This window comes from Bacillus sp. NTK074B (assembly GCF_017303375.1).
Taxonomy (GTDB): domain Bacteria; phylum Bacillota; class Bacilli; order Bacillales; family Bacillaceae_B; genus Rossellomorea.
Genome location: NZ_JAFKOH010000009.1, coordinates 132268 through 158213 on the forward strand (window position 1 = coordinate 132268; position 25946 = coordinate 158213).

30 protein-coding genes are annotated in these 25946 nt (G+C 43.9%); 12 read left to right on the forward strand and 18 right to left on the reverse strand.

From position 1 onward, the window contains the following. Positions 1-17: 17 nt before the first annotated feature. Together JI667_RS15860 and JI667_RS15865 are read left to right on the forward strand one after the other, a co-directional pair. Positions 18-1106: a GerAB/ArcD/ProY family transporter gene (locus tag JI667_RS15860; protein WP_206856901.1), complete on the forward strand. Its 1089-nt coding sequence runs from the start codon at positions 18-20 to the stop codon at positions 1104-1106. Then, complete coding sequence (locus JI667_RS15865) at positions 1103-2209, forward strand: Ger(x)C family spore germination protein (RefSeq protein WP_206856908.1); 1107 nt, start codon at positions 1103-1105, stop codon at positions 2207-2209. The genes JI667_RS15860 and JI667_RS15865 overlap by 4 nt, the downstream gene beginning before the upstream one ends. 47 nt (positions 2210-2256) lie before the next feature. Here JI667_RS15865 and JI667_RS15870 read toward each other — a convergent pair whose 3' ends face one another. Continuing rightward, positions 2257-3294, reverse strand: a complete 1038-nt coding sequence (locus JI667_RS15870; protein WP_206856910.1) for an oxidoreductase — start codon at positions 3292-3294, stop codon at positions 2257-2259. Positions 3295-3418: 124 nt separating this feature from the next. Here JI667_RS15870 and JI667_RS15875 point away from each other — a divergent pair, with 124 nt between their 5' ends. Then, the gene (locus tag JI667_RS15875) at positions 3419-3733 is read left to right on the forward strand and encodes a thioredoxin family protein (protein ID WP_206856912.1); all 315 of its coding nucleotides are present in this window, start codon (positions 3419-3421) and stop codon (positions 3731-3733) included. Positions 3734-3790: 57 nt separating this feature from the next. Here the strand turns inward: JI667_RS15875 and JI667_RS15880 are convergent, their stop codons facing one another. Beyond that, positions 3791-5179 (reverse strand): esterase/lipase family protein, encoded by a 1389-nt coding sequence (locus JI667_RS15880; protein WP_206856914.1) that lies wholly within the window; start codon positions 5177-5179, stop codon positions 3791-3793. Between the two features lie 174 nt (positions 5180-5353). On the opposite strand from JI667_RS15880, the gene JI667_RS15885 reads away from it, so the two are divergent. Continuing rightward, positions 5354-5494 (forward strand): hypothetical protein, encoded by a 141-nt coding sequence (locus tag JI667_RS15885; RefSeq protein WP_206856916.1) that lies wholly within the window; start codon positions 5354-5356, stop codon positions 5492-5494. A 50-nt stretch (positions 5495-5544) separates the two neighbouring features. Here JI667_RS15885 and JI667_RS15890 read toward each other — a convergent pair whose 3' ends face one another. Continuing rightward, positions 5545-5697 carry a hypothetical protein gene (locus JI667_RS15890; protein ID WP_206856918.1) on the reverse strand — a complete coding sequence of 51 codons (153 nt, stop codon included), beginning with the start codon at positions 5695-5697 and terminating at the stop codon, positions 5545-5547. Positions 5698-5806: 109 nt separating this feature from the next. Here JI667_RS15890 and JI667_RS15895 point away from each other — a divergent pair, with 109 nt between their 5' ends. After that, positions 5807-5986 (forward strand): H-type small acid-soluble spore protein, encoded by a 180-nt coding sequence (locus JI667_RS15895; protein WP_206856919.1) that lies wholly within the window; start codon positions 5807-5809, stop codon positions 5984-5986. Between the two features lie 49 nt (positions 5987-6035). On the opposite strand, the gene JI667_RS15900 is transcribed toward JI667_RS15895, so the two are convergent. The 4 genes from JI667_RS15900 to JI667_RS15915 form a co-directional block, all read right to left on the reverse strand. Next, complete coding sequence (locus JI667_RS15900) at positions 6036-7415, reverse strand: alkaline phosphatase (RefSeq protein ID WP_206856922.1); 1380 nt, start codon at positions 7413-7415, stop codon at positions 6036-6038. 140 nt (positions 7416-7555) lie between these two features. Next, positions 7556-8413 (reverse strand): dimethylarginine dimethylaminohydrolase family protein, encoded by an 858-nt coding sequence (locus JI667_RS15905; protein WP_206856924.1) that lies wholly within the window; start codon positions 8411-8413, stop codon positions 7556-7558. Between the two features lie 178 nt (positions 8414-8591). Beyond that, positions 8592-10172, reverse strand: a complete 1581-nt coding sequence (locus JI667_RS15910) for a long-chain-fatty-acid--CoA ligase (protein ID WP_206856925.1) — start codon at positions 10170-10172, stop codon at positions 8592-8594. Positions 10173-10622: 450 nt separating this feature from the next. After that, complete coding sequence (locus tag JI667_RS15915) at positions 10623-12044, reverse strand: DEAD/DEAH box helicase (protein WP_206856927.1); 1422 nt, start codon at positions 12042-12044, stop codon at positions 10623-10625. Between the two features lie 100 nt (positions 12045-12144). Between JI667_RS15915 and JI667_RS15920 the strand changes: the two genes are divergently transcribed. Next, positions 12145-12600, forward strand: coding sequence for a hypothetical protein (locus JI667_RS15920; protein WP_206856928.1), 456 nt, complete (start codon positions 12145-12147; stop codon positions 12598-12600). 184 nt (positions 12601-12784) lie between these two features. On the opposite strand, the gene JI667_RS15925 is transcribed toward JI667_RS15920, so the two are convergent. Both JI667_RS15925 and JI667_RS15930 read right to left on the reverse strand, forming a co-directional pair. Further along, positions 12785-13948, reverse strand: a complete 1164-nt coding sequence (locus JI667_RS15925) for an iron-containing alcohol dehydrogenase (RefSeq protein WP_206856929.1) — start codon at positions 13946-13948, stop codon at positions 12785-12787. 101 nt (positions 13949-14049) lie between these two features. Next, on the reverse strand, positions 14050-14925 hold the full coding sequence (locus tag JI667_RS15930) for a LysR family transcriptional regulator (RefSeq protein WP_206856930.1): 876 nt from the start codon (positions 14923-14925) through the stop codon (positions 14050-14052). 197 nt (positions 14926-15122) lie between these two features. Here JI667_RS15930 and JI667_RS15935 point away from each other — a divergent pair, with 197 nt between their 5' ends. Continuing rightward, a complete protein-coding gene (locus tag JI667_RS15935; protein WP_206856931.1) occupies positions 15123-15662 on the forward strand; it encodes a flavodoxin family protein in 540 nt (179 codons plus the stop codon). Between the two features lie 84 nt (positions 15663-15746). Next, complete coding sequence (locus JI667_RS22760) at positions 15747-16031, forward strand: hypothetical protein (RefSeq protein WP_244668353.1); 285 nt, start codon at positions 15747-15749, stop codon at positions 16029-16031. Here JI667_RS22760 and JI667_RS15940 read toward each other — a convergent pair. Further along, positions 15937-16782, reverse strand: coding sequence for a nuclease-related domain-containing protein (locus JI667_RS15940; RefSeq protein WP_206856932.1), 846 nt, complete (start codon positions 16780-16782; stop codon positions 15937-15939). The two genes, JI667_RS22760 and JI667_RS15940, sit on opposite strands and share 95 nt — an antisense overlap. Positions 16783-16989: 207 nt before the next feature. Beyond that, a complete protein-coding gene (locus JI667_RS15945; RefSeq protein ID WP_206856933.1) occupies positions 16990-17418 on the reverse strand; it encodes a MarR family winged helix-turn-helix transcriptional regulator in 429 nt (142 codons plus the stop codon). A gap of 170 nt (positions 17419-17588) precedes the next feature. On the opposite strand from JI667_RS15945, the gene JI667_RS15950 reads away from it, so the two are divergent. Further along, positions 17589-18011, forward strand: a complete 423-nt coding sequence (locus JI667_RS15950) for an organic hydroperoxide resistance protein (protein ID WP_206856935.1) — start codon at positions 17589-17591, stop codon at positions 18009-18011. A gap of 132 nt (positions 18012-18143) precedes the next feature. After that, a complete protein-coding gene (locus tag JI667_RS15955) occupies positions 18144-18554 on the forward strand; it encodes a VOC family protein (RefSeq protein WP_206856937.1) in 411 nt (136 codons plus the stop codon). A gap of 63 nt (positions 18555-18617) precedes the next feature. Here JI667_RS15955 and JI667_RS15960 read toward each other — a convergent pair whose 3' ends face one another. The 5 genes from JI667_RS15960 to JI667_RS15980 are packed head-to-tail and all read right to left on the reverse strand — an operon-like array spanning position 18618 to position 22685. Continuing rightward, the gene (locus JI667_RS15960; RefSeq protein ID WP_206856939.1) at positions 18618-19265 is read right to left on the reverse strand and encodes a Crp/Fnr family transcriptional regulator; all 648 of its coding nucleotides are present in this window, start codon (positions 19263-19265) and stop codon (positions 18618-18620) included. Next, entirely contained in the window at positions 19262-20404 is a 1143-nt protein-coding gene (gene msrA, locus JI667_RS15965; protein ID WP_206856945.1) for a peptide-methionine (S)-S-oxide reductase MsrA, read from the reverse strand. Before msrA ends, JI667_RS15960 begins: the two co-directional genes overlap by 4 nt. Continuing rightward, on the reverse strand, positions 20401-21456 hold the full coding sequence (locus JI667_RS15970) for a sensor histidine kinase (RefSeq protein WP_206856946.1): 1056 nt from the start codon (positions 21454-21456) through the stop codon (positions 20401-20403). Before JI667_RS15970 ends, msrA begins: the two co-directional genes overlap by 4 nt. Further along, positions 21443-22147, reverse strand: coding sequence for a response regulator transcription factor (locus JI667_RS15975; RefSeq protein WP_206856947.1), 705 nt, complete (start codon positions 22145-22147; stop codon positions 21443-21445). The genes JI667_RS15970 and JI667_RS15975 overlap by 14 nt, the downstream gene beginning before the upstream one ends. Positions 22148-22160: 13 nt before the next feature. Then, positions 22161-22685 carry a DM13 domain-containing protein gene (locus JI667_RS15980; protein ID WP_206856949.1) on the reverse strand — a complete coding sequence of 175 codons (525 nt, stop codon included), beginning with the start codon at positions 22683-22685 and terminating at the stop codon, positions 22161-22163. A gap of 386 nt (positions 22686-23071) precedes the next feature. On the opposite strand from JI667_RS15980, the gene JI667_RS15985 reads away from it, so the two are divergent. Next, positions 23072-23305: a hypothetical protein gene (locus JI667_RS15985; RefSeq protein ID WP_206857064.1), complete on the forward strand. Its 234-nt coding sequence runs from the start codon at positions 23072-23074 to the stop codon at positions 23303-23305. Positions 23306-23398: 93 nt separating this feature from the next. On the opposite strand, the gene JI667_RS15990 is transcribed toward JI667_RS15985, so the two are convergent. Together JI667_RS15990 and JI667_RS15995 are read right to left on the reverse strand one after the other, a co-directional pair. Beyond that, positions 23399-24379 (reverse strand): LLM class flavin-dependent oxidoreductase, encoded by a 981-nt coding sequence (locus JI667_RS15990; RefSeq protein WP_206856951.1) that lies wholly within the window; start codon positions 24377-24379, stop codon positions 23399-23401. Positions 24380-24606: 227 nt separating this feature from the next. After that, entirely contained in the window at positions 24607-25455 is an 849-nt protein-coding gene (locus JI667_RS15995; protein WP_206856953.1) for a VOC family protein, read from the reverse strand. 172 nt (positions 25456-25627) lie between these two features. Between JI667_RS15995 and JI667_RS16000 the strand changes: the two genes are divergently transcribed. Then, positions 25628-25942, forward strand: coding sequence for a winged helix-turn-helix transcriptional regulator (locus JI667_RS16000; RefSeq protein ID WP_206856954.1), 315 nt, complete (start codon positions 25628-25630; stop codon positions 25940-25942). Positions 25943-25946 lie beyond the last annotated feature (4 nt).

Here is a 25946-nt window from a genome sequence, read left to right on the forward strand (position 1 = left end):
CGCTTGGAGGTGATCAGATGCAGCCTGTTCCGGACCGAAGAAAAATATCTCCGTTTCTCGTATTCTTTCTCATCCACTCCATTCAGGTGGGAGGAGGTGTACTTGGATTTCAACGGGTCATTTCAATGAACGCTGGATACGATGGGTGGATTTCTGTCATTCTTGCGGGTATTTTCACTCATATTATCATGGTGATGATGTATTTCATCTTGAACAAAGTGGATGGAGATCTTGTATCTGCTCATACTCTGGCTTTTGGAAAATGGATAGGGAATGTATTCAATTTTATATTTGTCATCTACTTCAGCTTATTAGTCATTACCATTTTACGAACCTATATCGAAGTATTGCAGGTTTGGATGTACCCGAGATTGAGCACGTTCTTCTTTTCTCTGTTCTTTCTGATACTCGTTTATTATATCGTGAACGGAGGGGTACGGACGATTACAGGAACGGCTTTTTTCGGTATTGTCCTTCCAAGCTATCTCATTTTGACGTTTGCCTTTACCTTTCAATATTCGGACTTCTGGAATGTTCTTCCTGTCTTTGATCATTCGGTTAAGGACCTGTTGATTTCTACAAAGAATATGTCACTGACATATTTGGGCTATGAATCCATTTTGATACTATATCCCTTTATAAAGGACGCAAAAAAATCACAGAAGTACGCCCATTGGGCTCTATTTACCACTACTACGCTATACACATTGTTAGCGGTCATTTCCTTTGCATTCTTTAGTCAGAAGCAGCTGGAAAAGACCGTCTGGGCCACCCTTTCCATGTGGAAGATCGTTGAAATGCCATTTGTAGAACGATTCGAATACATCGGGATCGCCAATTGGTGTCTCATTATCCTTCCCAACACCTGTATTGCCACCTGGTGTGCCAGCAGGATATTAAAACGGATGACACCATTGAGGCACAGGACGTCGTTACTGATTATATGCATTCTATGCCTTTCCACCCTTACCTTATTCACCGATCGCAAGCAAGTGAATTTCCTGAATGATATTTCGGGACAAATCGGTTTCTATATTAACTATTTTTACATACCGGCCCTATTGCTCCTGGTGATCATCATGAAGAAAGTGAGGCATAAACCATGAAAGGTCGTTATTTCATCTTATCCCTTCTGATATGCACCATGTTCCTGTCAGGGTGTGTGGAGAGAGAAATCATTGATGATTTGTACATTGAGACAGGAAAAGCGTTCGACTATGAAGGAGAGAATAAGATAAGAGGGACCGCCCTATTTCCCATCTATTTAGCGGACAAGTCGATTCAAAATGGAACACTGTCGGCTGAAGCTTCTTCCACCAGGGAAGTGTTGGAAAAATTAGAACGAAGGTCACAGCAACCCCTGGTTCGGGGAGGACTTGACATCGTACTGATTGGGGAGGAGCTAGCAAGGAAGGGAATCATTGACATCGGTGATTCCCTTCAACGGGATGCAAGTGTCGGGGCACGGCTCTATTTAACCGTTACGGAGGGCGAAGCCGGGGAGCTCATCAAAGGGAATTATGGATTAAGGGGGAACGGTACATACCTATCGAACCTGATTCACCATAATATCACTCGGAGAGAATTACCCGAAACGAACCTTCACTTGTTCATCTATGACTATTTCCAGGAGGGACAGACGCCCTACCTTCCTATCTTGAAGCAGCTATCCAATGAAAGTGTCGCCATCACGGGCATTGCGTTATTTGATAAAGATAAAATGGTGGAGAAAATCCCTGCTAAAGATATGTTTTTCTTTAAACTTCTGGTGGATAAATTTGCAGAAGGCAGTCACGTGATTAAAATGGGGAAGGAAAAGAGCAAGGGGCATGTGGAAAAGTCCGTTGAGGCCTCAGTTACAAGTCTTATTTCCAAAAGTAAAATCATCATCAATCACAAAAGCAGTCCCGTCGAAGTGACCGTACGAGTGAAGATAAGGGGGATCATCCGGGAATATACCGGTAAGAATTTGACGCCGGACAAAGTGATCGAAGTGGAGAAAGCGATGAAAAAAGATATAGAAGAAAATTGCATGAACATGCTGAAGGAATTCCAGGAGCTAGGGATCGATCCTGTAGGCATCGGTCAATACCAAAAGCATGGGATACGAGGGTTTGACTTCAAGGAATGGGAAGATAGCATCTACCCCCAAGTAAAATTCAAAGTGGACGCCAGGGTCCACATCTTAGAAGCTGGTACGGTAGAATAACGCATAATGAATGGCTCCCCTCATCTGAAGGGAGCCTTTTACTATGTTCATATGGTTATGACTCGTCCGCTTTCTGCACTTTCTTTACATGCTTCAATTAGTTTGATGACCTGTAAAGCATCCTCAGGGTCAACGGGAAGCTTGTGGTTTTCTCTTATGGCGCCATAGATACCGAGGTAGAATTGGGTGTAATCCCCTTTTTCAGAAGGAATGACTTGAGATGTGACTTCTTCCCCTGTGATGGTTGTCAGGACACCCCAGTTTTCTTCCTCTTCCATTCCCCACTGTTTAGAAATAGGATTCTCGCCGGCTTTCAGATCGTCTTCCTGACGATCCATTCCACTCTTCACAAAGCTTCCTTTAAGTCCATGAACCTGATAGCGAGGTCCCGGATCCAGAACGATGGAACGGGAGTAAAGCTGTACCCTCAATAAGTCATATCCAAGGGTAATCAGGAAGTAGTCTTCCGCTTTATCGGGATTTCGTTGGGGTAAAACATCTGCCTGTACCCAATTTGGTGCCCCAAACAACATGAGGGCCTGGTCCAGGAGATGAGCTCCTAGATCGTACAGCACTCCCGCTCCTTCCATCTTGTTCTCTTTCCACCGGTCTTTAACGGCAGGTCTGAAACGGTCAAAATGGGCTTCGTATGTATAAAGTTGTCCCAGTGCCTCTTCTTTTAACAACTTCTGGATCGTTAAGAAGTCAGCATCCCAGCGCCGATTATGGAAGACAGAGAGATGCAGGCCTTTTTCCTTTGCTAAAGCCAGAAGCTCTTCCCCATCCTTGCTGTTCGTTACAAATGGCTTCTCTACGACGACGTGCTTGCCTGATAATAACGATTGCTTAATCATGCTGTAGTGAAGGTGATTTGGAGTCGTGATGACCACTAATTCGTTATCTTTCTGAAGCAAGTCATCAAGTGTTGACACGACGGTCGCCCCTTCGATGTCCTTCAATACTTTATCCTGATTGGAAGAAAGGACCGCTTCGATCTGAAATTCCTTTAAGTGAGATAGTAAAGGACGATGAAAGCTTTGTCCTGAAAAACCATATCCTGCTAAACCAACTTTAATGGGCTGCATAATGTCACCTTTTTCTTTCAAAATGTATCCCTATATTATCATGTACAAGATCGGACGAAAAATGATTCGTTTTACAAGGGGGCAGGATTTTGTATAAAATAAGGGGAAAAGGGAGGTTATCATCATGCAATCAATCAAAAATAAAGAAACCTTTGACGATCTAATCGGTTCAACAGAGCCTGTCATCGTGAAATTCCATGCGGACTGGTGCCCGGACTGCCGTCGCATGGACATGTTCATTGATGAAATCATGGAAGAGTTCAATCAATATAAATGGTATGACATCAATAAGGACGAATTTCCGGAAATCGCCGAAAAATATGACGTCATGGGCATTCCTAGTCTGCTGGTATACAGAAACGGCGAAAAAATCGCTCACCTGCACAGCGCCAATGCCAAATCACCAGAACAAGTGACAGAATTCCTGAACACACTATAATGTAAAGGTCCGTCCCTCTTTATAGAGAGGGACGGACCTTTGTTGTTTCCCTTATCTTCAATATATATTTCCCTTTCCATCTACATATATCGTTTGAACCATCGTTCGCTGGAAGTTTTGTCCTTGCATCGTTTTTCCTTCCAGGTCTGTGGTGATGTTGTGAATTCCTTCTTCAAAGTCCGCTAACGGGAGAGATGAAAGTTCTTCAGACGTAATGAGTGTTGACGTTTTCTTCCCGCTTTTCATGGGGATATGATGAATTGTATAGGTCTTCCTCACAGTAGGATCCCCCACAGCCAAACTTCCCGCAGCATCACTCATTCCAATTTTATAAAAAAGGATGCTTACCATATAGTGTTCTCTTTGAGTCGATCTCGCCTTCACTTCCCATTTCCCTGAAACGGGTCGTGAAAGAAGGATGGAATGATGATATGCGCCAGGAAAATACCCTGTAGCATCTTCAGAGAGACTCCACTGCTTGAAGACTCCACCGTCGGGACCTACCAGTTCATACATCGTATCCCGACGGTCACTGATCCAGTCGACCGTGATACTTTCCACCCCTTCCTCAACGGAGAAACGCTCCCTTATAACCCCTTCATATTCTCCTCCCCTGTGAAGGACCGACGTTTCTCCTGCCGGGGGCATTTCGTTCACCTCTGCATATGGAACAGACGCTACTTTTTCTGTGTATAGATTCTTTAAATAAGGATAAATCTTGCTCCCTATTTTGATCGTGGTGTGTGTCCAATCTTCAACCGCCACTTCATTGGCATAAGGAAGCCTTGAGCTTTTCACCAGTACGGCACCGTCGCTTTGGCCGAACCTGCTTAAGTACAGGCCTCCCCAAAATAATTCTGAATTGAAACCGCCCCATCCTGTGCCCCCGAAGGTATAGAATGGGACACACCCGGCCATTTCACGCCCATCTGTCTCTGCCCGGAAACCTTTCATATATCCTGTTTGCAATGAAAAGACGGCAGGTGTCTTACTCTTTAATGCATCCGTCAGCCACCCTGCCCATTTACTGAAGGCAAGGTCTGCAAGCTCAGATCCATGATGGGGACTCGAGAGGGTGATGACCCTTTCGATATAGGAAGAAGCTCCATAATGCACCAATGCTGATTGGATGTCGATTCCACCTTTACTATGACTCACAACGACAATCTTTTCATTGAAGTATTCATGCATCTCCCTGAGCTTCGCAGCCAGTAATTCACCATTTCTCCACATATCTTTGTCAGGATGCAAGTCGATGAACACCGATTGATAACCAGCTCCACGGGTGATTGGAAGCATATCGTTACCCGAAAACCACGTCTCTGATGATGTATGAATTCCATGTATAAATAAAATCGGGAACCCATTTGTATTCACTGCTTCTTCGTCTACGAACCAATTACCGGGTTTTCCTGTCTCCAGCTGTCTCACCTGTTTCTCCTGCACAACCCTTCCCTCCCTTTATAAAGAAGTTCTTTCCTTCATTATCGTTTAGTAGCGATACATTTTCATTATGATTGTTAAATACAGGAAGAAAGACACATATTCTTCAAAAATTTGAATAGTCCCCATGTCCTTATGGAAAACTAATCATCATCCTACTCAATTGGAGGGATTCTTATGACAAAGAAAAACAATCGGGGAAGCGAGAACCAAAACTCACCGAAACGCGGTACGACAGAGTTCGCAAATGAAATCACAAGCGGGGACAACAGCAAGGGAAATAAGCACAATAAAGATCAGAAAAATAAAACGAAATAGCAAAAACCTGCCTGATTCGTTTCAGGCAGGTTTTTACTTTGAAAAAGGGGTCACTCTTCTTCCTTTGAGATATTCACTGGGATCATATTGGATTCAACATGTATGTGACTTTGGTCGGCTTCCCTATCATCGCCACCATTTAATCGTTCGTTTAACTCCATATTGGCTTCTGTTGCCGACAGTCTCTCTTCCTTCTTTTTCATATCATCATCCTTTCACTATTAGAGTATCAATTCTCCATTGGAATTATGCGGTCATGGTTCTACCTAATTGGGACACACTAATCAATGAAAAACGTAGGAGGAATGAAATATGGACCAAAATCGAGTCAAACAGATCTTATCTTCATCAGCTGACATCCAAGTCAAATACAAGGATACATCCGTTTGGATTGACTCTGTATCAGAAGACGGAAAAACGGCTGTTGTGCACCTTCGAGGGCCGCTTGAGGAACGTTCAGAAGTAAGTATTTCTGATTTAGAAGAGGTCTAAGAAGAATAGACCACGCCGGGGACGTCACGCCCCCGCGTGGTCTTCATTATTATTTCTTGTCTTTGATTTTCCCTTTGTTCTTCAATAGTTCAAAAATTTGGTTCGCCTGATCTGTATTATCGATCAAACCGGCAAATTTCTCTTTTTGAGGGCCGAACGCGTACACAGGAACGTCGTCACCTGTATGTCCACCTGTTGTCCAGCCGGTACCTGAACGCGTATCAAAGATTTTCTCAATCGCGTTATCGATTTCCGTTTGATCGCCTTTTTCAGCCGCCTTTTTCACAGAAGCAATCTCTTCAGGCGTCAGTTCAAGGTCGATGTTGTTCGCAAGTGTTTCTTCAACCGATGCACCGTTCACAATTTGTTCTGCCATGTAGTCAGGTGTATGCTTAGCAGCCTGGATTGGAGCCGGATCCCAGTTGTATTCACCGTCAGAACCGATTGAGATACCACCCGTTGAATGGTCAGCTGTGACAATCACCAATGTTTCACCATTTTCCTTGGCAAAATCTCTTACTTTCTCAAATGCTTGTTCAAAGTCTCTCATCTCACTCATGGCACCGACTACATCATTATCATGTCCGGCCCAGTCAATCTGACTGCCTTCCACCATCAGGAAGAATCCATCTTTATTGCCTTTTAAGCGATCAAGGGCAGCTGTCGTCATATCCGCTAAGCTCGGTTGCTTCTCATCGCGGTCAATCATCTTGTCCATTCCGGATTCAGCAAATAGTCCAAGAATTTGATCATGATCATCTTTTTTAAGCTCTTCAGCTGATTTTACATAGCTGTATCCGTCTTTCTTGAACTGTTCTGCAATATTACGATCATCACGCTCGAAGAAATCCGTTCCTCCACCCAGCATGACGTCAATCTTATGCTTGCCGTTGATCATTTCATCATAATAATCGTTTGCAATCGCATCTTCACTCTTACGGGATTCTTCATGTGCTCCGTAAGATGCCGGGGTAGCATGTGTGATTTCTGACGTAGCTACAATCCCTGTAGACATGCCGTTTTCTTTCGCCTGTTCCAATACCGTTTTTACATTTGATTTATCATTATCCACTGCAATCGCATTATTGTATGTTTTCACTCCACCGCTCATGGCTGTCGCGGCAGCTGCAGAGTCTGTTACATTTTCTTTTTCATCTTCCGGATACGTCGTTTGCAGTCCGACAAGGTAAGGGTCAAATGCCGTCTTCTCCATTTCCACTGTATCAGGATTATCATTCATATAACGAAGGGCGGTTGTGTAAGGTACACCCATGCCATCACCGATCATAAAGATGACATTTTTTGCTTTGCCGTTCTTCGATTCCTTCGCACTTGCTTCTGTGTCGTCCTGATTCATTCCTATAATACTCCCAAGAGCCAAAGTGGAAACCACCGCTAACGGAAGGATCTTCTTCATTGATTTCTTCATTTTCCCTACCTCCTATAATTCGTGGTACATGTAGAAGGATAAGGGTTAAATATGAAGAAGTATTTTCAAAACGAATACAGGAGTGTAAAGCTTATGTAAAATTGAAAAAAACAGGTATTAAGTCACCTGTTTTATCAATGTTATTCTCTTATAAGGGGAAGCGTACAGCAACGGAATGATCCACCTGATTTGATGATCTCTGAAAGATCAAGTTCGATCACCTCAAACCCTTTCGCTCTGATCCGTTCATTAAGACCTGGATTTTGGGTGAGACTGATGATTTTCCCGTCGCCGATTGCCAACACATTCGGTCCCATTTGGAATTGTTCATCATCTGTCACCGTGATGATATTGTATTGCCTCTTGATGGTCTCGAGATCCTCCTTTGAAAACGCCGGTGGATACACAAGTGCCCATTCACTTGAAATGATGGTGAACACGCAATCCAGATGAAGAATGTCTTCTCTTAAAGGCAATTCGTGAACGTTGTAAGGTGTAAGCTGATTTCGTAACGATTGAATTGCCAGCTGATTGGTCCGTCCGCTCACCCCGATCCAAATATTCTCCCCATCAACGAGTACATCCCCTCCCTCGATGGAATGAAGGAGTTCACTATACGATACTTCATTCGTGTCAAGCCAACTCTTGAGCGTTTCCACTTCTCCCTTCCTGACATCCGTATTCATCGATGCGACGAAGAACCGGTCATGGATCGTGAATCCGATATCCCTTGTGAATACCTGCTCATTCAATTCCGGCGATGGCGTGAGGTGAATCACTTCAGCACCATGCCTCTCTAATGTTTCAACGAATAGTTTATGCTGCGAAACAGCCTTATCTATATTTATATTTTCTTGCAGAAAATGCTTCTGTGTCTCATTTATGATTTCATTTATCTGCATATTCTCTGGTGATACAACTACGACTTTTTTCAACTTTCCATACTCATTGGTACAATTCGTTTTAGACTTTGGAACCAACGGGGAATTTAAGCTCATCTTTACGCCCTCCAATTATCTACTCTTAAAACCTGCTTTTCCCTGTTATTATGATGATAAAACTTCCTTTTTATAAGTTATGCTGTAAAAGCCTAAACAGAGACGCCGGGCATCATGCTTTGGTGAAATAAGGGCGTTTGTCCATTAAAAAAGGCATGCAGCTGCACGCCTTTTTTTATCAATGAACCATCCGATCATGATCCTTCCAGAATTCTTTTCTGATGACAACCTTTTGGATCTTCCCGGATGCGGTTTTGGGTAATTCTTTCACGAATGTGATATTCTTCGGTGCCTTGAAGTGGGCGAGCTTCTCTCTTGTAAACTCGATGAGGTCACTTTCTGTCACACTGTGTCCCTCCCTTAGAACGACCACTGCATGGGGAACTTCCCCCCATCTTTCATGTGGAACGGCTACAACGGCCGCTTCCAGAATGCTATCATGCTCATAAAGGGCACCCTCCACTTCAATGGAAGAGATATTTTCGCCGCCGCTGATGATGACGTCTTTCATCCGGTCGACAATTTCTATATAGCCATCTTCGTCAACCGTCGCCATGTCTCCCGTATGCAGCCAGCCACCACGAATCGTTTGATTGGTGGCTTCGGGATTTTTAAAATATCCTTCCATCACCGTATTGGTCCTTGTCACGATTTCACCGATCTCTTTACCATTATGTTCCACTTCTTCTCCCAGCTCGTTTACCACTTTCACCCTGCTTCCGATCATGCTATAGCCCGCTTTCGCTTTCAATCGGTATTTTTCTTCCTTAGGTCTGCCCTGCTCCGACGACCTCAGGATAGAAGTTGTAATAAGGGGCGAAATCTCTGTCATCCCGTATACCTGGATGAATTGCCACTTCAGATCTTCCTCCACTTTCCGAACAAATGCAGGAGGGGGTGCAGACCCGGCAATGACCACCCTCACATCCTGCCCGCTGGAACGCTTCCCGACAGGGTAAGATTCCAGAAGCATATTTAAAACCGTCGGTGCCATATGCATGACAGTGACACGATGTTTATCCATCTTGTCCAAAATCACTTCCGGATCAACTCTCCGAAGCATCACTTGGGTTGCACCGTTGGCCGTATAATAAAATGGTGACCCCCATCCATTCACATGGAACATCGGCAGGACGTGAAGAAGTATGTCTTGGTCAGACACTCTTAAATGATGCATCGATGACATGGCATGCAAATAATTGGACCTGTGGGTCAGGAGGACTCCCTTCGGATCTCCCGTTGTCCCACTCGTATAGAGAAGAGACGCAATATCCGTTTCTTCCAATTCGACACGGTCGAAAGGATCGCGGCTGAAAGAACCACGCCATTTTTCATAACCTGGATGTCCGTCCCTCGATTTACCGTGAATCACCACATGCTTTAAGTGAGGTACCTTTGATAGGATCGGCTGAACCAATGGATAGAGTTCCTCATCGACAAGCAGGGCTTTACTCTCACTGTGGGTGAGGATAAATTGATAATCGGCAGGCTTTAATCTGGTGTTCAATGGCGTCATCACCCCTCCGACAGAGTAAACACCGTAGAATCCTTCCAGCATCTCCGTCGTATTAGGTGCAAGGTACGCGACTTTGTCCCCCTTCTCTATGCCGAATTGTTTCAATCCCCTTGCCAGCTGGTTCACCCTGTCATTCAGCTGCTTATAGGTCAAACGTTTTTCATCATCGATGATGGCAATCTTATCTCCGTATAACTCTACTGCCCTGTCGAGAAAATCCGTCAATACTAATGGTACATGCATATGTAACTCCATCCCTTCTGATTCGTAATGAATGCTGTGAATCGTTTATAGGAATTATTTTACCAGATTTCGCTATATTATTGGGAATATTCAGAAATTATTGGAGGTATCCAGTCAAAATAAATGTGGATAGGACATAACTAAATCTATACACTCTAAAAACGAACAATGAGATTACGTGGTACACCGCTTTTGATTTCCGTGCAAGACTTCGCTTTCCTCGGGGCGGAAGGCGAGCCTCCTCACAGCTTGAGCTCCTGCGGGGTCTCACCCATTCCGCTATTCCCGTAGGAATCTACGTATTGCACTCCAATCAAAAGTTAGAACTAGCTTAATACATGGACTGAGCTTTAGCACTAAAAATCAAAAATCCGAACGAGTTAGATTTTCATCCAATCACTCATTCGGATTTTTCTTATCTGAAACCCTTTTGTCCCAGCCTCTAACAGACTACCTTCCTCTGCGACTGGAAGTGGATCTTCCCCCGCTATTTCGCTTAGTACCGGAGTTAGTCCTTTCCGTAGAGCCTCTTCGGCTGCCCCTGGAAGAGGCCGTTGATTCACCACTTCGACGTGAGTCCCCTCGACCGGAACTCCTCTTGTGTGACTGACCATTACTTTCATCCGTCCGTGGTCTGCCTCCACGTGGGTGCCGTGCTTTACGGTCTTTATTCGCTTGGATCTTCTTTTCACGGCGATCTTTCGCACTTTCATTGGATCCTTTCGGCGCATCAGAGGTCCCTTTCGCAGGAACGACCTCAACCACCCGACGGGGCAAGGAACGCCCGATCCCTTTCTCTATCACTTCCAGGTCCTGCTTATCCTTTAATGCTACAAAGGTGATGGCAAGTCCATCGTTTCCGGCACGGCCCGTACGTCCGATTCTGTGAATATAACTCTCCACATCCTGAGGGATATCATAGTTAAACACGTGAGTGACACCTTCAACATCAAGGCCACGGGCTGCGACATCGGTTGCGATAAGAAGTTGAAGCTTCGCGTCCCTGAACTTCTTCATCACGTTTTCCCGTTTCGCCTGGGAAAGGTCCCCGTGGAGCTCATCGACTAGAAAGCCCTTGGCCTTCAGGTCGCCAAGAAGCTTACTGACCCTTCTCTTTGTCCGGCAGAAAATGATTCCCAAGAACGGCTGAGTGTCCTGAATCGTCTGACTGAGGGCATCAAGTTTCAGACGATCCGTCGTTTCTACGATTTCCTGCTTGATTTCCTGTACGATCTTTTCTTTTTCACGGATCTGTACATTATGGGGATTGTTCATATAGCGCTTCCCGATCTTACGGATATCCTTCGACATCGTAGCCGAGAATAGCGCGGTCTGTCGGGTAAACGGGGTCTCGCGGATGATCGATTCGACTTCATCGAAGAATCCGATATGAAGCATCTGATCCGCTTCATCTAATACAAGAAACGATACCTTCGAAAAGTCGACCGTCTCACGGCGTACATGATCAAGTATCCGGCCCGGGGTTCCGATTACGATATGTATCGCTTTATTCTTCAATCTCTTAATCTGTTTCTCGACATCCTGGCCACCGTATACGGCCAATACATGTATATCATCTTCCGTTGAAGAAAGGATCTGATTTAATTCAGCGGTTACTTGAATCGCGAGTTCCCTTGTAGGAGTTACGATAAGCGATTGAATCTCATCTTTCCCAGGATCTATTTTGGCAAGCATGGGTAAAAGAAAAGCCATCGTTTTTCCTGTCCCTGTCTGTGCCTGTCCAATCACATCTTCTCCGTTTAAGAGAAATGGGATGGTTTCGCTCTGAATCGGCGTAGGTTCTGTAATGGATTGTTCTTTTAAAGCATTGACGTACTTAGGCTGGATACCTAAGGAAGTAAAATCATTCATTGGGGTCACCTCTTTGTTCCTCATTATACCTTTAAACCTCGTTAGAAAATAGGGGCCTGTGTTATAATGGGGAAATCGAAAAATGAAATGAGGAATAACAGTGCTGACATTTGAGGAAAAATTAGCTGTCATAGAAGAGTTTCCTGAGCTTACACGGAAGGATGTCTCTATGAAAAGGGTGAACTTCCATTTTGAGGACAGTCTATATGAAAAGACGACTGTTGTGTACCACCTGCACCCGAACGGGAATGGGTTTGTTTTCACAGGCAGTCTCCAGGGATATGAACCGGATCAAAAAGGTCTTGTGAACATCAGGGACTTTACTCGCGATGAACTCCGGGAAGTCATCCGTGCTTCCATCGACCTTCTGGCATCGGAAGAAGAAGCTGTTCCACCAGTAGAAGAGTTATGGAAAGATGCTGAAGGACATTCCCTCCAATTGATAGAGGAAGACGATCGCTGGAATATTTATGCCGGCGACAATTTGGAAGACAGTTTCGGCGGGTATGATGAAGCAGCCCTGTATCTGCGTGAAGAAGGCTTTAGGAGACGATGATACAAACGTAAAAAGGACGAATCGACTGGCTCTCGATTCGTCCTTTTTATATGGGTCTGGCTTTGGAATTGAGCCGCTTTGGGTAAAAATCCGTCCGAAATGATGAATAATCCAGCCGAAACCGCTCATAATCCGGCCGTTTCCAAAGAAAATCCAGCCGAATTCCATTTATTACCTCAAACCATCATAACGAGCGCTTCAATATATCCCGTACACTATCATAATCCATTTCCTTATACGTCCCGACGCCTGGTTTAATGAACGTCTTCTCTACAATGGCATCAAACTGACTATCATCTATATCATAGTCTGCAAGTGTACTTGGAGCACCAAGAGAGTTCCAGAAGTCACGAAGTGCTCTCGCCCCTTCTCTTGCCACTTCTATATCTTCCTTGCCATCAGGCGAAATCCCAAATACATTGACCGCAAGCTGTTTGACCCGGAATGGATCCTCCTCAAGCACATGCTCCAGCCAATTAGGGAATAGAATCGCAAGACCACCGCCATGTGGAATATCATAAATGGCGGAAATGGCGTGCTCGATTCTATGTGTTGCCCAATCTCCACCGTCGGTTCCATTGGAAAGGGTTCCGTTAAAAGCCGTTGTACTGATGTACATCATCGTTTCCCTATGCTGGAAGGACTCCAGATCCTCCAATAATTTTGGTCCGGTTGCAATCGCCGTTCTTAGGAGTGATTCAATAAACCCGTCAATCATCGGAGTATTTCCAGTCCGGTGGAAATAATGTTCAAGAGCATGGGACATGCTGTCCACTATTCCATAGATCGTCTGATCACGGGGTACAGAGAATGTATAAGCAGGGTCCAGTATAGAAAACGATGGGAAAACATGTGGAGATCCCCAGCCCAATTTATCATTCGTTTCCCAGTTCGTGATGACCGACACAGAGTTCATTTCAGAACCCGTTGCCGCAAGGGTCAGAACTGTTCCAAATGGAAGTGCTTCCTTGATCGGAGCTTTAGCGGTAATCAGTTCCCACACGTCCCACACATATTTTGCTCCTGCTGAGATCGCCTTTGTACAATCGATGACGCTTCCGCCCCCTACGGCAAGGATGAAATCGATCCCTTCGTTTTGACAGATAGAGACACCCTTACGAACCGTCGTCAACCGGGGATTCGGTTCGACTCCGCTTAATTCAAAAACATTTGCATCGATTTTTTTCAATTCGTTCATCACATCGTCATAAACGCCATTTCGCTTGATGCTTCCACCACCGTAGACTAGTAATACGTTCAATCCTTTATCCAGGATGGAAGACAGCTGCTTCACTTCATCTTTACCGAAGTAAAGCTTTGTTGGATTGTATTGTAAAAATGTATTCATATTTAACACCTCATCAATCATATTTTGCATTCATTTTAGCACTAGATTCAACTATGGAGATATTGATAGTTTTTCATATTACATATCAAAAATTTTGATGATTAAGTAGTCAGGGCTGAAATGAATTGTGCAATCGGAGGCGTCAGCCACTTTTTCTTTTGATAAACGATCTGCGTATGCACCGGGATTTTTTTATGATCAAAGGGAATCTGGATCACTTTCCCGCTCTCAATGTCTTTTTTCACTGCTATTTCGGGCATGATGGCAAGCCCCAAATCATCCGCTACACATTGCTTGATGGCCTCCAGACTGCTGAAAGAGATGACTGATTTTGCCTGAACGTTTTCCTCTTTCAATAACTGCTCAAGTAAGACACGATACGAACAGCCTTTCTCCGTCAGGATAAGGGTTTCGGTTTCAAGCTCTTTTAAGCTCATTTCTTTCAGGGAATTCAGACGGTGCCTTGGAGGAGCGATCATCACCAATCTCTCTTGACGAATGGGGATCGTCGTCAAATCAGGATGCTCCGATAATCGGTCCAATAGGATGGAAACATCGAACTTCCCCTCAAGGGTGCCTTCTTTTAAGTTCGGGCACAGTCCTGATTCAAGCAGGATCTTCAATACGGGATGTCTTCCTTTTAAATCCTTTATATAGGGTGTGATGAAATATGCGGCCAGAGATTCGACGGTACCGATGCGCACCGTTCCCCTCAAGTTGCTTTCCTTCGAGATTTGTTCTTCAGCCTCATCTAACAGGGAGAGTATTTTGTCTACATAGAAGTAAAGTTCCTCTCCCGACTGCGTCAGCCTCATTTTCCGGCCTACCCGCTCAAACAGCTTCACTTTATAATGCTCCTCCAGTTTCCTGATCTGGGTCGTCACACTGGACTGGGCATAGCCGAGCTCCTCTCCGGTCTTCGTATAGCTCCCCCACTTGGCTACTTCTTTAAAGGTATAAAAATAGTTCAGATCCATTTGTCCCTCTCCATCATTATTTATAATACTTAGTATCGGTAATTATAGATAACTATAATCCTTCAATCAATGGTATACTCAATTCCATTACAGGCATAAAAATACCGGTATTTTCAGATCTTGGACCATTCTCTTATGGAACCCTTGGAAAAAACGAATCATTCAGTACATTTGAATTCATAAAGGAGTGTTGATTGATGAAGATATTAACCCTTTTAGGAAGTACACGAAAAAACGGAAACTCAGAATACCTTGCAAAGAAAATCGTAGAAGGAACCGATCACACTGTCGTTTCCCTTGCTGACATGCATATCGAGCCGATTGAAGACCTTCGCCATTCTGAAGGAGGCTTCCTTCCCGTGGAGGATGATTACGAAAAGCTTGTCCGACTGATGGAAGAGCATGATGTATTATTATTTGCCACTCCCCTTTACTGGTATGGGATGAGCGGCCCGATGAAGAACTTCTTTGACCGCTGGAGTCAGTACCTTCGTGATGAACGTTTCAACTTAAAAGAAGAACTTACGAAGAAGAAAGCGTATGTGGTGATTACCGGGGGAAGCTCCGCCAAAGTAAAAGGACTTCCACTGGTACAGCAGTTTGATTACATTTTTCAGTTCGTCAATATGGAATTCACAGACTATATGATCGGGGCAGGAGTCAAGCCTGGCGAAATTGTCAACGATACCGCAGCTCTTGAAAAGGCTGAACGATGGAATTCCCATTTCAAATCATAGATGATCCCTTTATGGGGTCATCTTTTTTGTTAATTTTGCGGGTTAAGGAAATAGTATGGATAAAACCCTTATTGGAGGCTCATTATGGATTTCCCTACCATTCACACAAACTTCTGGGATGCCGTCATTGCCATTCCTGTTATTATCCTGTTAACACAGCTGGTTAAAGTTTTATTTAACCCTCGTGCTTTTCTTGTACCAAATATAGCTGTCATACTGGGCTTGTTCATTTCCATCTTTATCAGCCATAGAGGGCATACCGTCACAGGTCTTTTTATGGGATTCTTTTATGGGTATGCGGCAATAGGGAATTATGCTTCCTTGAAGACAACGGTGCTGGCTTATCGGGGGGAGAAGGAGGAGTCTTGATGAGTGGCGTTAAGTCGTATGTGGAGACTTGTTGACAATGAACACAATAGACGCCGGTAAGGATTTCAGTTTGTGATACATTGAATTGTTTTAGAACGTCATAGGATTTAGGTGAATGATTTTTCACTAAGAAGTTCGACCATTTGGATAATTGTTTAGGGGTAAAAATAGGGGTTTGATAGGACTTGGAATAGTCTTGGATGTAGAAAAGAAGTTTAGGACTTCTAACCAGTCTTCGAAATACACTTTGGTCTTGCGGAGAATTTTTAATGTAGGTATTGGGGTTAGTGAATACAACCAGATTCTCAATTGGAATAGCAGGACATTTATTTCCCATCAACCATCTTTCAAGGTTCTTCCTTTGATTTGAAGACTGGAGAATAGGATCAGGAAATACTTCCGTTGTACCATTTAGTGTTCGAGTCATTTGATTGTAAGTGGTATCAATATAAATGTCTCCAGAGATATTTTTCACTTCAAGAATGAGGATGAAATTCTTATGAAGAATGACAGTATCTATCTGAAAGCAGGTAGATTGATGGCAAAGGCGCAGATCATGAATGATAACATATTCTTTTACCGGGAGTTGTTTCAAATAATAAGCCAGTGACATTTCACCATTGTATCCAGCTCTATATTTTGCCAACTGAATTTCAATTTCATGTCCTCCGTTGTAGTATTTGGACAACCGCTTCAGTAATGCTTCAAGTTTGAAGATGATGTCAGGAGGTTTATGCTCTTTTACGATCAATAGAATCACTCCTTTTAGGTAAATCAGCTGAATTCACATCATTACTGTGGAAAATCAGGCCGAAATTCGAAAAAATCCAGCCGTTCTACAAGAAAAAACAGCCGAAATCCTAATGAATCCGGCCGCTTTCACGTAAAATCCAGCCAAAACAATCAATAATCCAGCCAATAACCAAATTATAACAATTGTAACCCGAGAAATATACAGTTAATTCTGAAGTCTATCCAAAATCGTCGTCAGCGTCTGATCCAGCTGCTTAAGCTCCTCACCGTCCATTTCAAGTCGCTCCAATAAACGGTTCGGGACACACTTTGCTTTTTCCTTGAGGTCTCTCCCTCTTTCCGTAAGACTGATGACAACACTCCGCTCATCCTCTTTCGACCGTTTCCGTTCGACAAGACCGTTTGCTTCCATCCTTTTCAACATGGGTGTCAGGGTGCCAGAATCCAGGAATAGCTTCTTCCCCAAGTCCTTTACCGATATCGTTTGTTCTTCCCATAAGACGAGCAAAGACAGGTATTGAGGATACGTGACTCCGATTTCTTCCAACAGGCTTCGGTAGAGTTTTGTTATTTCCCGCTCTGCAGTATAGATTTTAAAACAAATTTGATTTTCCAATAAAAGTGGATCTTTCATACATGTCGATTCCTTTCTTGTACATACTAATTGTGATTATCATACAAAAAAGACTATTATTTATCAAATTTAATTTTACACAACTAAATTGTTGACAATATTATTAAAGGACGATACAATTGGTTTTGTAGAATTAAGTTGTACACAATACAAATGGAGGAGTGAATAAAATGGATGCATTATACACAGCAAAAGCAACAGCTGAAGGCGGCAGAGCAGGAAAAGTAAAAAGCAGTGACGGAGTATTGGATGTGGCACTTGCCATGCCTAAATCACTTGGTGGCAACGGGGCAGAAGGAGCAACAAACCCGGAGCAGTTATTTGCAGCCGGTTATGCAGCATGCTTTGACAGCGCCCTTAACTTAGTCGCTCGTCAGGAAAAGAAAAAAATCGAATCCAAGGTAACAGCGGAAGTCTCCATCGGAAAAGATACGGATGGCGGATTCAAGCTGGGCGTAGCCCTAGTCGTAGGTGTCAGCGGTGTAGAACTGGACGAAGCGAAGCAATTGGTCGAGAAAGCCCATGGTGTATGTCCTTACTCAAAAGCAACAAGCGGAAATATCGAAGTTGAATTACACACTGAATCGATGTAAGCTTCCCGGATGGGCCTTTTCATGGCCCGTCCTTTTTTTGAGAATAAAACGAACATTCGTTCTTGTTTTTATTCCGTATTGTGCTCTATAATAAAAGAGTACAAAATTCATCGAAACGGGAGTGGAGAAAGTATGAAACATCAGGCTACACCTTATTTTAGTTTTGACGGCATGGCAAGGGATGCGCTGGAGTACTATAAAGAAGTGTTTGAGGGGGAAGTGCTGGGAATTCAGACGTTCGGAGAGACAGATTTTCCAAGCCCACCTGAAATTTCAGACCATATCATGCACGCTCAATTTAAAAAAGGAGAGCTTTTCTTTATGATGTCGGACAGCTTTCCCGGCCAGGCACCGAATGTTGGCAATCATATTTCTCTGGTCCTTGAACTGGAAAGTGAAGAGGAAATCCATACTTATTATAAGCGGCTAACTGAAAAGGGAACGGTCGTGATGGAGCTTCAAGACACTTTCTGGGGGGCGATCTATGCTAAAGTGAGAGATCCTTTTGGAATCAACTGGGACTTGAATTACACAAAGAAATAAATAATAAGGCTGCTGCATTACCTGACTATGCAGCAGCCTCCATCCTGGATCCTTCAATCCATATCATTGGACGTATGGAAGGTCCGTCCCCCTCACGACATGATAATACTTCTCCATCTTCTGGAGCCGTCCTTCTAGGATGAGTTCTTTTGTCAGGCTTGTGACAGTCTCCCTGGTAGATCCGATGAAACCCGCGATGTCCTGGTGGGTTAGGGGGAGATCGATTTTAATAGAGTTCCCTGTCTTTTTCCCGAAGCGTGGCATAAGGAAGGCCATGAGACAAAGGATTCTCTCTTTAACGGGGGCATACATGATTCGTTCGAGGAATTGATTGCGCTCCTTCATTTGCTGGTTCAGGCTTGAATATATTTCTGTCACATCATGATGATGCGCAACACTTAAACGATCCACTTGTTTATAATTGAGCACGCCTACCACTGTCGAGTCGATCGATTCTGCATACACACCCTCATCATCTAAACTAAAACGGGGCATATTACTGAAGAATTCACCCTTGCCAAGAACGGTAAGGATGGTTTTCCGCCCTTCCTCACTGTTCTTATAGAGCTTTACTTTCCCTGAATGGATCATATATAGATTCTTGCTTAATGAAAAAGGCTGAAAAATGATCTCTTTTTTTGAGTAGTTTACAAGTCGTCCTGAAAGACTTTCTACCAAAGGCATAGATGGCAATGGGATAGCTGGATTCATGACGTCCCCTCCTCACTACTTTCAAATTCGGACACAAACTCACCATAGCCCTGCTCTTTTAATTCATCTTTCGGAACGAATCTGAGGGCTGCGGAGTTCATGCAGTACCTCAATCCTGTAGGCTCCGGCCCATCTTCAAATACATGACCAAGGTGGGAATCGGCATGCTTACTCCTGACCTCGGTGCGGACCATGAACAATGTGCGGTCCTTGACTTCAACAATATTCTCTTCCACGAGAGGCTTGGTGAAACTTGGCCACCCTGTTCCACTTTTGTATTTATCCTTCGAGCTGAAAAGAGGTTCACCAGAGACCACATCCACATAGATCTCCTCTTCCTTGTTATCCCAATATTCATTGTTGAACGCTTCTTCCGTATCGTCTTCCTGAGTGACTTTATATTGAGTATCCGTTAACTTCTCTTTTAACTCTTCCTCTGTAAATGAAGGATAAAGTGATTGGGTTTGAAGGATGATATACCGGTCTTCTCCCCAGGCCTCATCCAGAAAATCATCCCTGCCTGAATTGCTTCGATAGAACTTGTAGCTTAACTTATTTTTCTTATAATAATCCTGGTGGTACTCTTCCGCTTTGTAAAAGGTTTTGGCAGGTTGGATCTCGGTGACAATCTCTTCTTTAAAACGTCCTGAGTCTTTCAATTCTTTTTTTGACTGCTCCGCTGCCTTCATTTGTTCTTCATTATGATAGAAAATCCCACTCACATATTGGGGTCCGCGGTCAACGAATTGTCCGCCATCATCGGTCGGGTCGATTTGTCTCCAGAAGACCTTTAATAACTGGTCATAGGTAATCACTTCAGGGTTATACTCTATTTGGACCGCTTCCACATGTCCCGTTTGTTTGGATGAAACTTCGTCATATGTCGGATTTTTCTCTTCTCCTCCCGTGTATCCTGAAATGACAGCATAAACACCGTCCAACTTTTCAAATGGCGGTTCCATGCACCAGAAGCAGCCTCCTGCAAAAGTCGCTATGGCATGATCTTCATCGATCATATCTGATTTAACCGCTTCACTCCCCAACGATTTCTGCGTCATGCTTGCATACAGTTTCGGTCCGAAAAAAGCGGCAAGACCCACTATCAGTATCACACCGATTCCCATCACAATTTTTTTCATCGTCTCTCCTCCTTACTATTTTTCAAAGGTATTCGAAACCAGAACGTGCTGCCCGATTGTCCATCACTTTCAACACCTATTTCTCCACCGTGAAGCTCTATGATTTCTTTGCTGATGGAGAGGCCAAGGCCAGATCCACCTCCCGCCTTGTTGCGGGATTTCTCTACCCTGTAGAATCGTTCAAAAATCGAAGCTTGTTCTTCAAAGGGGACTCCTCTTCCCTGGTCTTTCACAGAAAACTCTGCCTGTTCCCCAATATTCACAGCACGAATTTCGAGAATGGTATGGTCAGGGGAAAAGGAAAGAGCATTTTGAATAAGATTGGTCATGACCCTCTTGATTCCAACAGGCATTAATGGAACGAGAGGCAGGCTATCATCGTATTCAACTTTCACTTCTATATCTTTCTCCTGTATTTTGCGTTCGAACTGCTGTATGGTATCAATCAAAAGCTGATCGATCGGAGTAGGATGCGGTTCCCAGGAAAGCTTTCTATTTTCCAGCTGAGAAAACTCCAGAACTTCTTCAATCAATAGACTTAATTTTTCCGTTTCAGATAAAATCGTTTCATAATATCGTTTGCGTGTCTTCGGATCTTCGATGATGTCATCATTCAAAGCCGCCACAAAGGAGTGGATGGATGACAGGGGTGTCCTCAAGTCATGTGATACATTGGCAATGAGCTCACTCTTGAATTTTTCTGATTCCTTTAATTCACCAAACATCCTTTCGATCCTTGAGGACATATGATTAAAGTTGGCAGCAAGCTCCTTGATTTCCTTTGGCCCCTCCTCTGTCACCTTTACATCAAAGTCGCCGTTCGCCATTTTGCCTGCTTCCCTGCTCATCTGCTTCACAGATTTTAACAAAGGGGAGGTAATCATCAAATTCACGGCAAACGATAACAATCCTGCTCCCAATGTTATGAGTGAAAGGAGAATGATGATGTCCGGTGAGATGAACATTTGCACATATGAAATAGTGAGGAAAACGAGAATTACGACAAGAGAAATGGTGTTGGCCAGAATGAGGAGAGTTCTAATCTTCATCATGATGCTTCCCTTCGAATTTATAACCGATTCCCCATACGGTTTTAATCCATTGGGGATCAGAAGGATCATTCTCGATCTTTTCCCTCAGTCTGCGGATATGGACGTTGATCGTATTAGCATCTCCGAGATATTCATATCCCCATAACGTTTCGATCAGCTGGGACTTGGAAAACACCTGAGCAGGATGTTGGGCCAGTAAAGATAATAGTTCAAACTCCTTCACTGTCATTTCAACTTCATTTCCCCTTGAGATCACTTTTCGTTTATGTCGGTCAATAAGCAGCCCCTTCCACTTAAGTACCTCCTGTTGTCCTTCCCTTCCTTCAGAGTAGGTTCTTCTTAGTACGTTTTTAACCCGCAGTAACAGTTCACGCGGACTGAATGGTTTCGTGACATAATCGTCCGCCCCGATTGTAAGTCCGTACATCCGATCCTTCTCTTGACCGAGTGCTGTCAGCATGATGATCGGAGTGTCATGTTCTTCCCTGATTTTTTCTGCTACCTGCCACCCATCCATTTCGGGCATCATGATGTCAAGGACCACAATGTCCGGATTGACCGATTGATACATGTCGAGTGCTTCTATCCCATTAACAGATGTACTCACTTCATATCCCTCCCGGACAAGATAGCGTGAACATACATCTAAGATATTTTCTTCATCGTCTACCAACAACACTTTTTTTGCCACTTTGAACGCCCCTTTACATCCCTGCACCTAATTCAGCACTTCCAAAATCCACATTGAATTGCTTACACCAGATCACCATTTTCATTCCTTCAGCCGCTGATACTCCACTGGGGATTTCATGGTTTTGATTGCCTATGTTTCCTTTTAACTCTCCAAGAGAAACTCCTTCTTTGGTTTCTTGATCTGCTTCTACTAAGTAAACGTAAAGATCCGGTCCATTGGTCACTTCAAAATTTTCCAATCGAACATGTTTTCCAGAAACCATCACATTCCCTTGTGCATGATGATTGGAGTCTGCCCCTTTGAATGTTCCCGTGAGTTCATTTTCTTTCATTGTATCTTTTGTCATAGCCTCTTGCGAAAATGAATCGGTTTCTTTCATAGTATCCTCTTCATTTTCTTTCATATGAGAGGCTGTAGTGGATTCAGGTGCTTCATTTACGACCTTATGGAAGAAAAGGGGGGATACAAGCCACCAGCCGACTCCCAACAAGCCTGCTGCAACAATTCCTATCACCCATTTTTTCAATACAATCATCCTCTCTCTTTCCCATTACCTGTAGTATAAAAAACAAATCTTATGGAATCTTAACGGAATTCTTAATTAATTCTTAACTGTGGGCAACGGACAAAAAGCCACGTTGGAGCCATCATATCAGCTCTCGTTCAAACCAAAGAATCCTCCAATTGAAGTTGCTTTACATATTCACTTCAGAATGTAGAGCAACTAACATTAGCTGTTCTACATCAATGATCATGTAAGAAAGATTTGCGCGTTCCATCTGGTCTGGGTACATTTTCATAAAATCTCTTCATCTGGGTTAACGCCCATACCATTTGGATGTGAAAAGAATACTCATAACCTAGATAGAGAGGAGGTTTTATGCTTTGAATGATTTTCAGACATTAAATAGGGAGCACTTTATGAACTATGGTGATTTTCGTCGCCCGATTGGACGCGTTGGATTTGGGAGACCCGGATTTGGATATGGCGGATTCGGAAGACGCCCGTTTGGATTTGGCTTCAGCCCATTTGTAGGCGGCCTTGCCGGAGGATTATTGGGAGCGGCATTATTGAGCCCAGGTTACGGATATGGGTACGGTTATGGATATCCATCTCCTTATTATGGCTACCCTTCATACCCCTATTATTATTAATCTCATACAACTAAAAGAGGAACCCGGATTCCGCTGCAGGAATATGGGTTCCTTTTTTCTGTCTTCAGAGCTGACGATGAGTAAGGTCTGTGATTACGAAAAAACAGCCTCCGCTACGAGCTCATATGACCTTAATTTATCTTCGAATTTCGCCACATTGGTTATGACCATAAATTCATCGGTTTGATACACTTCACTTAACATCTCTAGCTCTTCCTTCACTTTCTGAGGAGTCCCTACAATGCTTCTTTTCCTGTTTATTTTTACTTTTTCTTTCTCGAAATCTGATAGCGCCCTTGCCTTCGCTTCTTCCGTTGCAGGAATTTCTGTATCCCGGCCCTTCTCTACAGCCAATAACCACAAATCCTGGGTCATGGCTATTTCTTCTGCTTCCTCCTGTGTTGGAGCGCATACAACAAAGATACACACATTACTCTTAGGTGTGGATAAAGAGTGAGAAGGCCGAAAGTGAGAATGATAATAATCCAGCGCCCTTTTTCCATTTACCGGATTGATGAAGTGACCAAATGTAAATGCCGTACCCTTTTCTGCTGCCACCCGGGCTCCCCGGTGAGTGATTCCGAGTATCCATGGAAGTGGAGGAGCCGTTACATCGGGATACGCCTTCACTGATTGGCCCGTGGAGAGATGCAAATATTCCTGCAGTGCTTCCACCTGTTTCGGAAACTCGTTCATACTCTTTTTCAGTCCATCCGTAAGAGCCAGTCTTGTCTCATATGAACCCCCTGGCGAACGTCCGATTCCAAGATCAATCCGATTAGGAAATAAGGTTTCCAACACCTTGAAATCCTCTGCAATTTTGTACGGGCTGTATTGGGGAAGCAGGACGCCCCCAGATCCGACCCTGATTGAATCCGTCATAGAAGCAATATGTGCCATCAACACCTGGGGACTAGAGCCGGCGAGACCATTCGTATTATGATGCTCCGCCACCCAAAACCGTGTGTACCCCAATTCCTCCGCTCTCCTGGCAAGACGGACCGTATTCCTGAAAGCAGTCCCTGCATCCTCGCCCCTGGATATCACAGACTGATCCAATACACTCAACTTCATTCCTATCACTCCCCTTGTCCATCTGAATTTCCCTTAGTATGTGCCCACCATTATCCCACTAATATCCCTTGAAATAAAAAAAACTGCTTAGAGGGACGGACCTCCCTTTTTTATGGGTTGACAGAAGAAAAGCCCCTGGCTAATCGTGTCAAAACGGCTTTGCACCAAGGTTTCTATTGAAATATCGAAGGGGGACGGACCTCGTTTTTCGAGGTCCGTCCCTCCTATCACAAGCTTAAGTCGATACGGTTTCCGGATGGGTCCCGGGTCAGGATTTTTCCTTCGTGTTCCTGGATGGACGCCCCGATGGACTGAAGTCTGTTCATGACGAGGGCTCGCTTTTCTTCATTAGGGAAATGCAGAGTGAACCAATTGAGTCCAGCACTGTTTTCGGCGGGAGGCGGTGCACCAACGCCATTCCATGTATTCAATCCAATATGATGATGGTACCCTCCGGTCGATATGAAGAGTGCCTGATTTTCAAAGCGGCTGACCACGTCGAAGCCAAGGCCTTTCCCGTAGAATTCTTCCGAGGACTTCAAATCTGAAACGTGTAGATGGATATGTCCCATCACTGTATCGAGAGGAAGCCCATTCCACGCTTCCCCCTCCGCCTCGGCTACAATTCCCCGGGCATCGATGGGATCCACTGTCATCTTGACCTCTCCATCGTTCCATTTCCATTCCGTCGATGGACGGTCCCTATATATCTCGATTCCATTCCCATCGGGATCCGATAAATAAATGGCCTCACTGACAAGATGATCGGACGAGCCCAGCTGAATATTCAATCGGATCAAGTGAGCCAATATTTTCCCAAGCTCTTCTCTATTTGGCAACAACAAGGCGAAATGATATAACCCCGTCGTCCGCTGCTCTTTGGGCACGATATGCTCAGGCTGCTCCAAAGTTAACAGTGGATGAACTCCGTCTGCTGACAACGTTGTACTCTTCTGAGTTTGGTTCAGAACATTGAATCCAAGCACTTCCTGGTAAAAGGATAGGGATTGATGTAAATTCTGTACTTTAAGATTTACTTCCCCAACGAAAACATGGGGATGTTTATGAAAGTTCATTTTTATTTCCTCCGATTTTATTGATGGCTTGTTTAGGTGATTTTTTATAAGTTACTTTATGTAACCTACTTTAAATAAATAACTAAACACCGTCAAGTAATCAACTTACTATAATATGATGAGTATGGTATACTACTAACTAGATTTTCCCCAGATGAATGGAGGCATTTATATGAACCAATCCGACATATGCCCACGATTTGAAAAAGCCATCGGTATTTTAAGTCAGCGATGGACAGCCCTTATCATCTACCAACTGCTTTCCGGGCCACAGCGAAACTGCACCATTAAAGACGCCATCGGCATCAGTGGCAGACTCCTTTCAGAACGACTAAAGGACCTTGAGCAGGAAGGAATCGTCAGAAGGGACGTCTATCCTGACACACCCGTACGCATTGAATATTCGTTAACAGAAAAAGGCTATTCTTTAGAGCCTTTGATGAAAGATATAGAAAAGTGGTCTCAGGAATGGATTGAGATGGGCTGAAAAC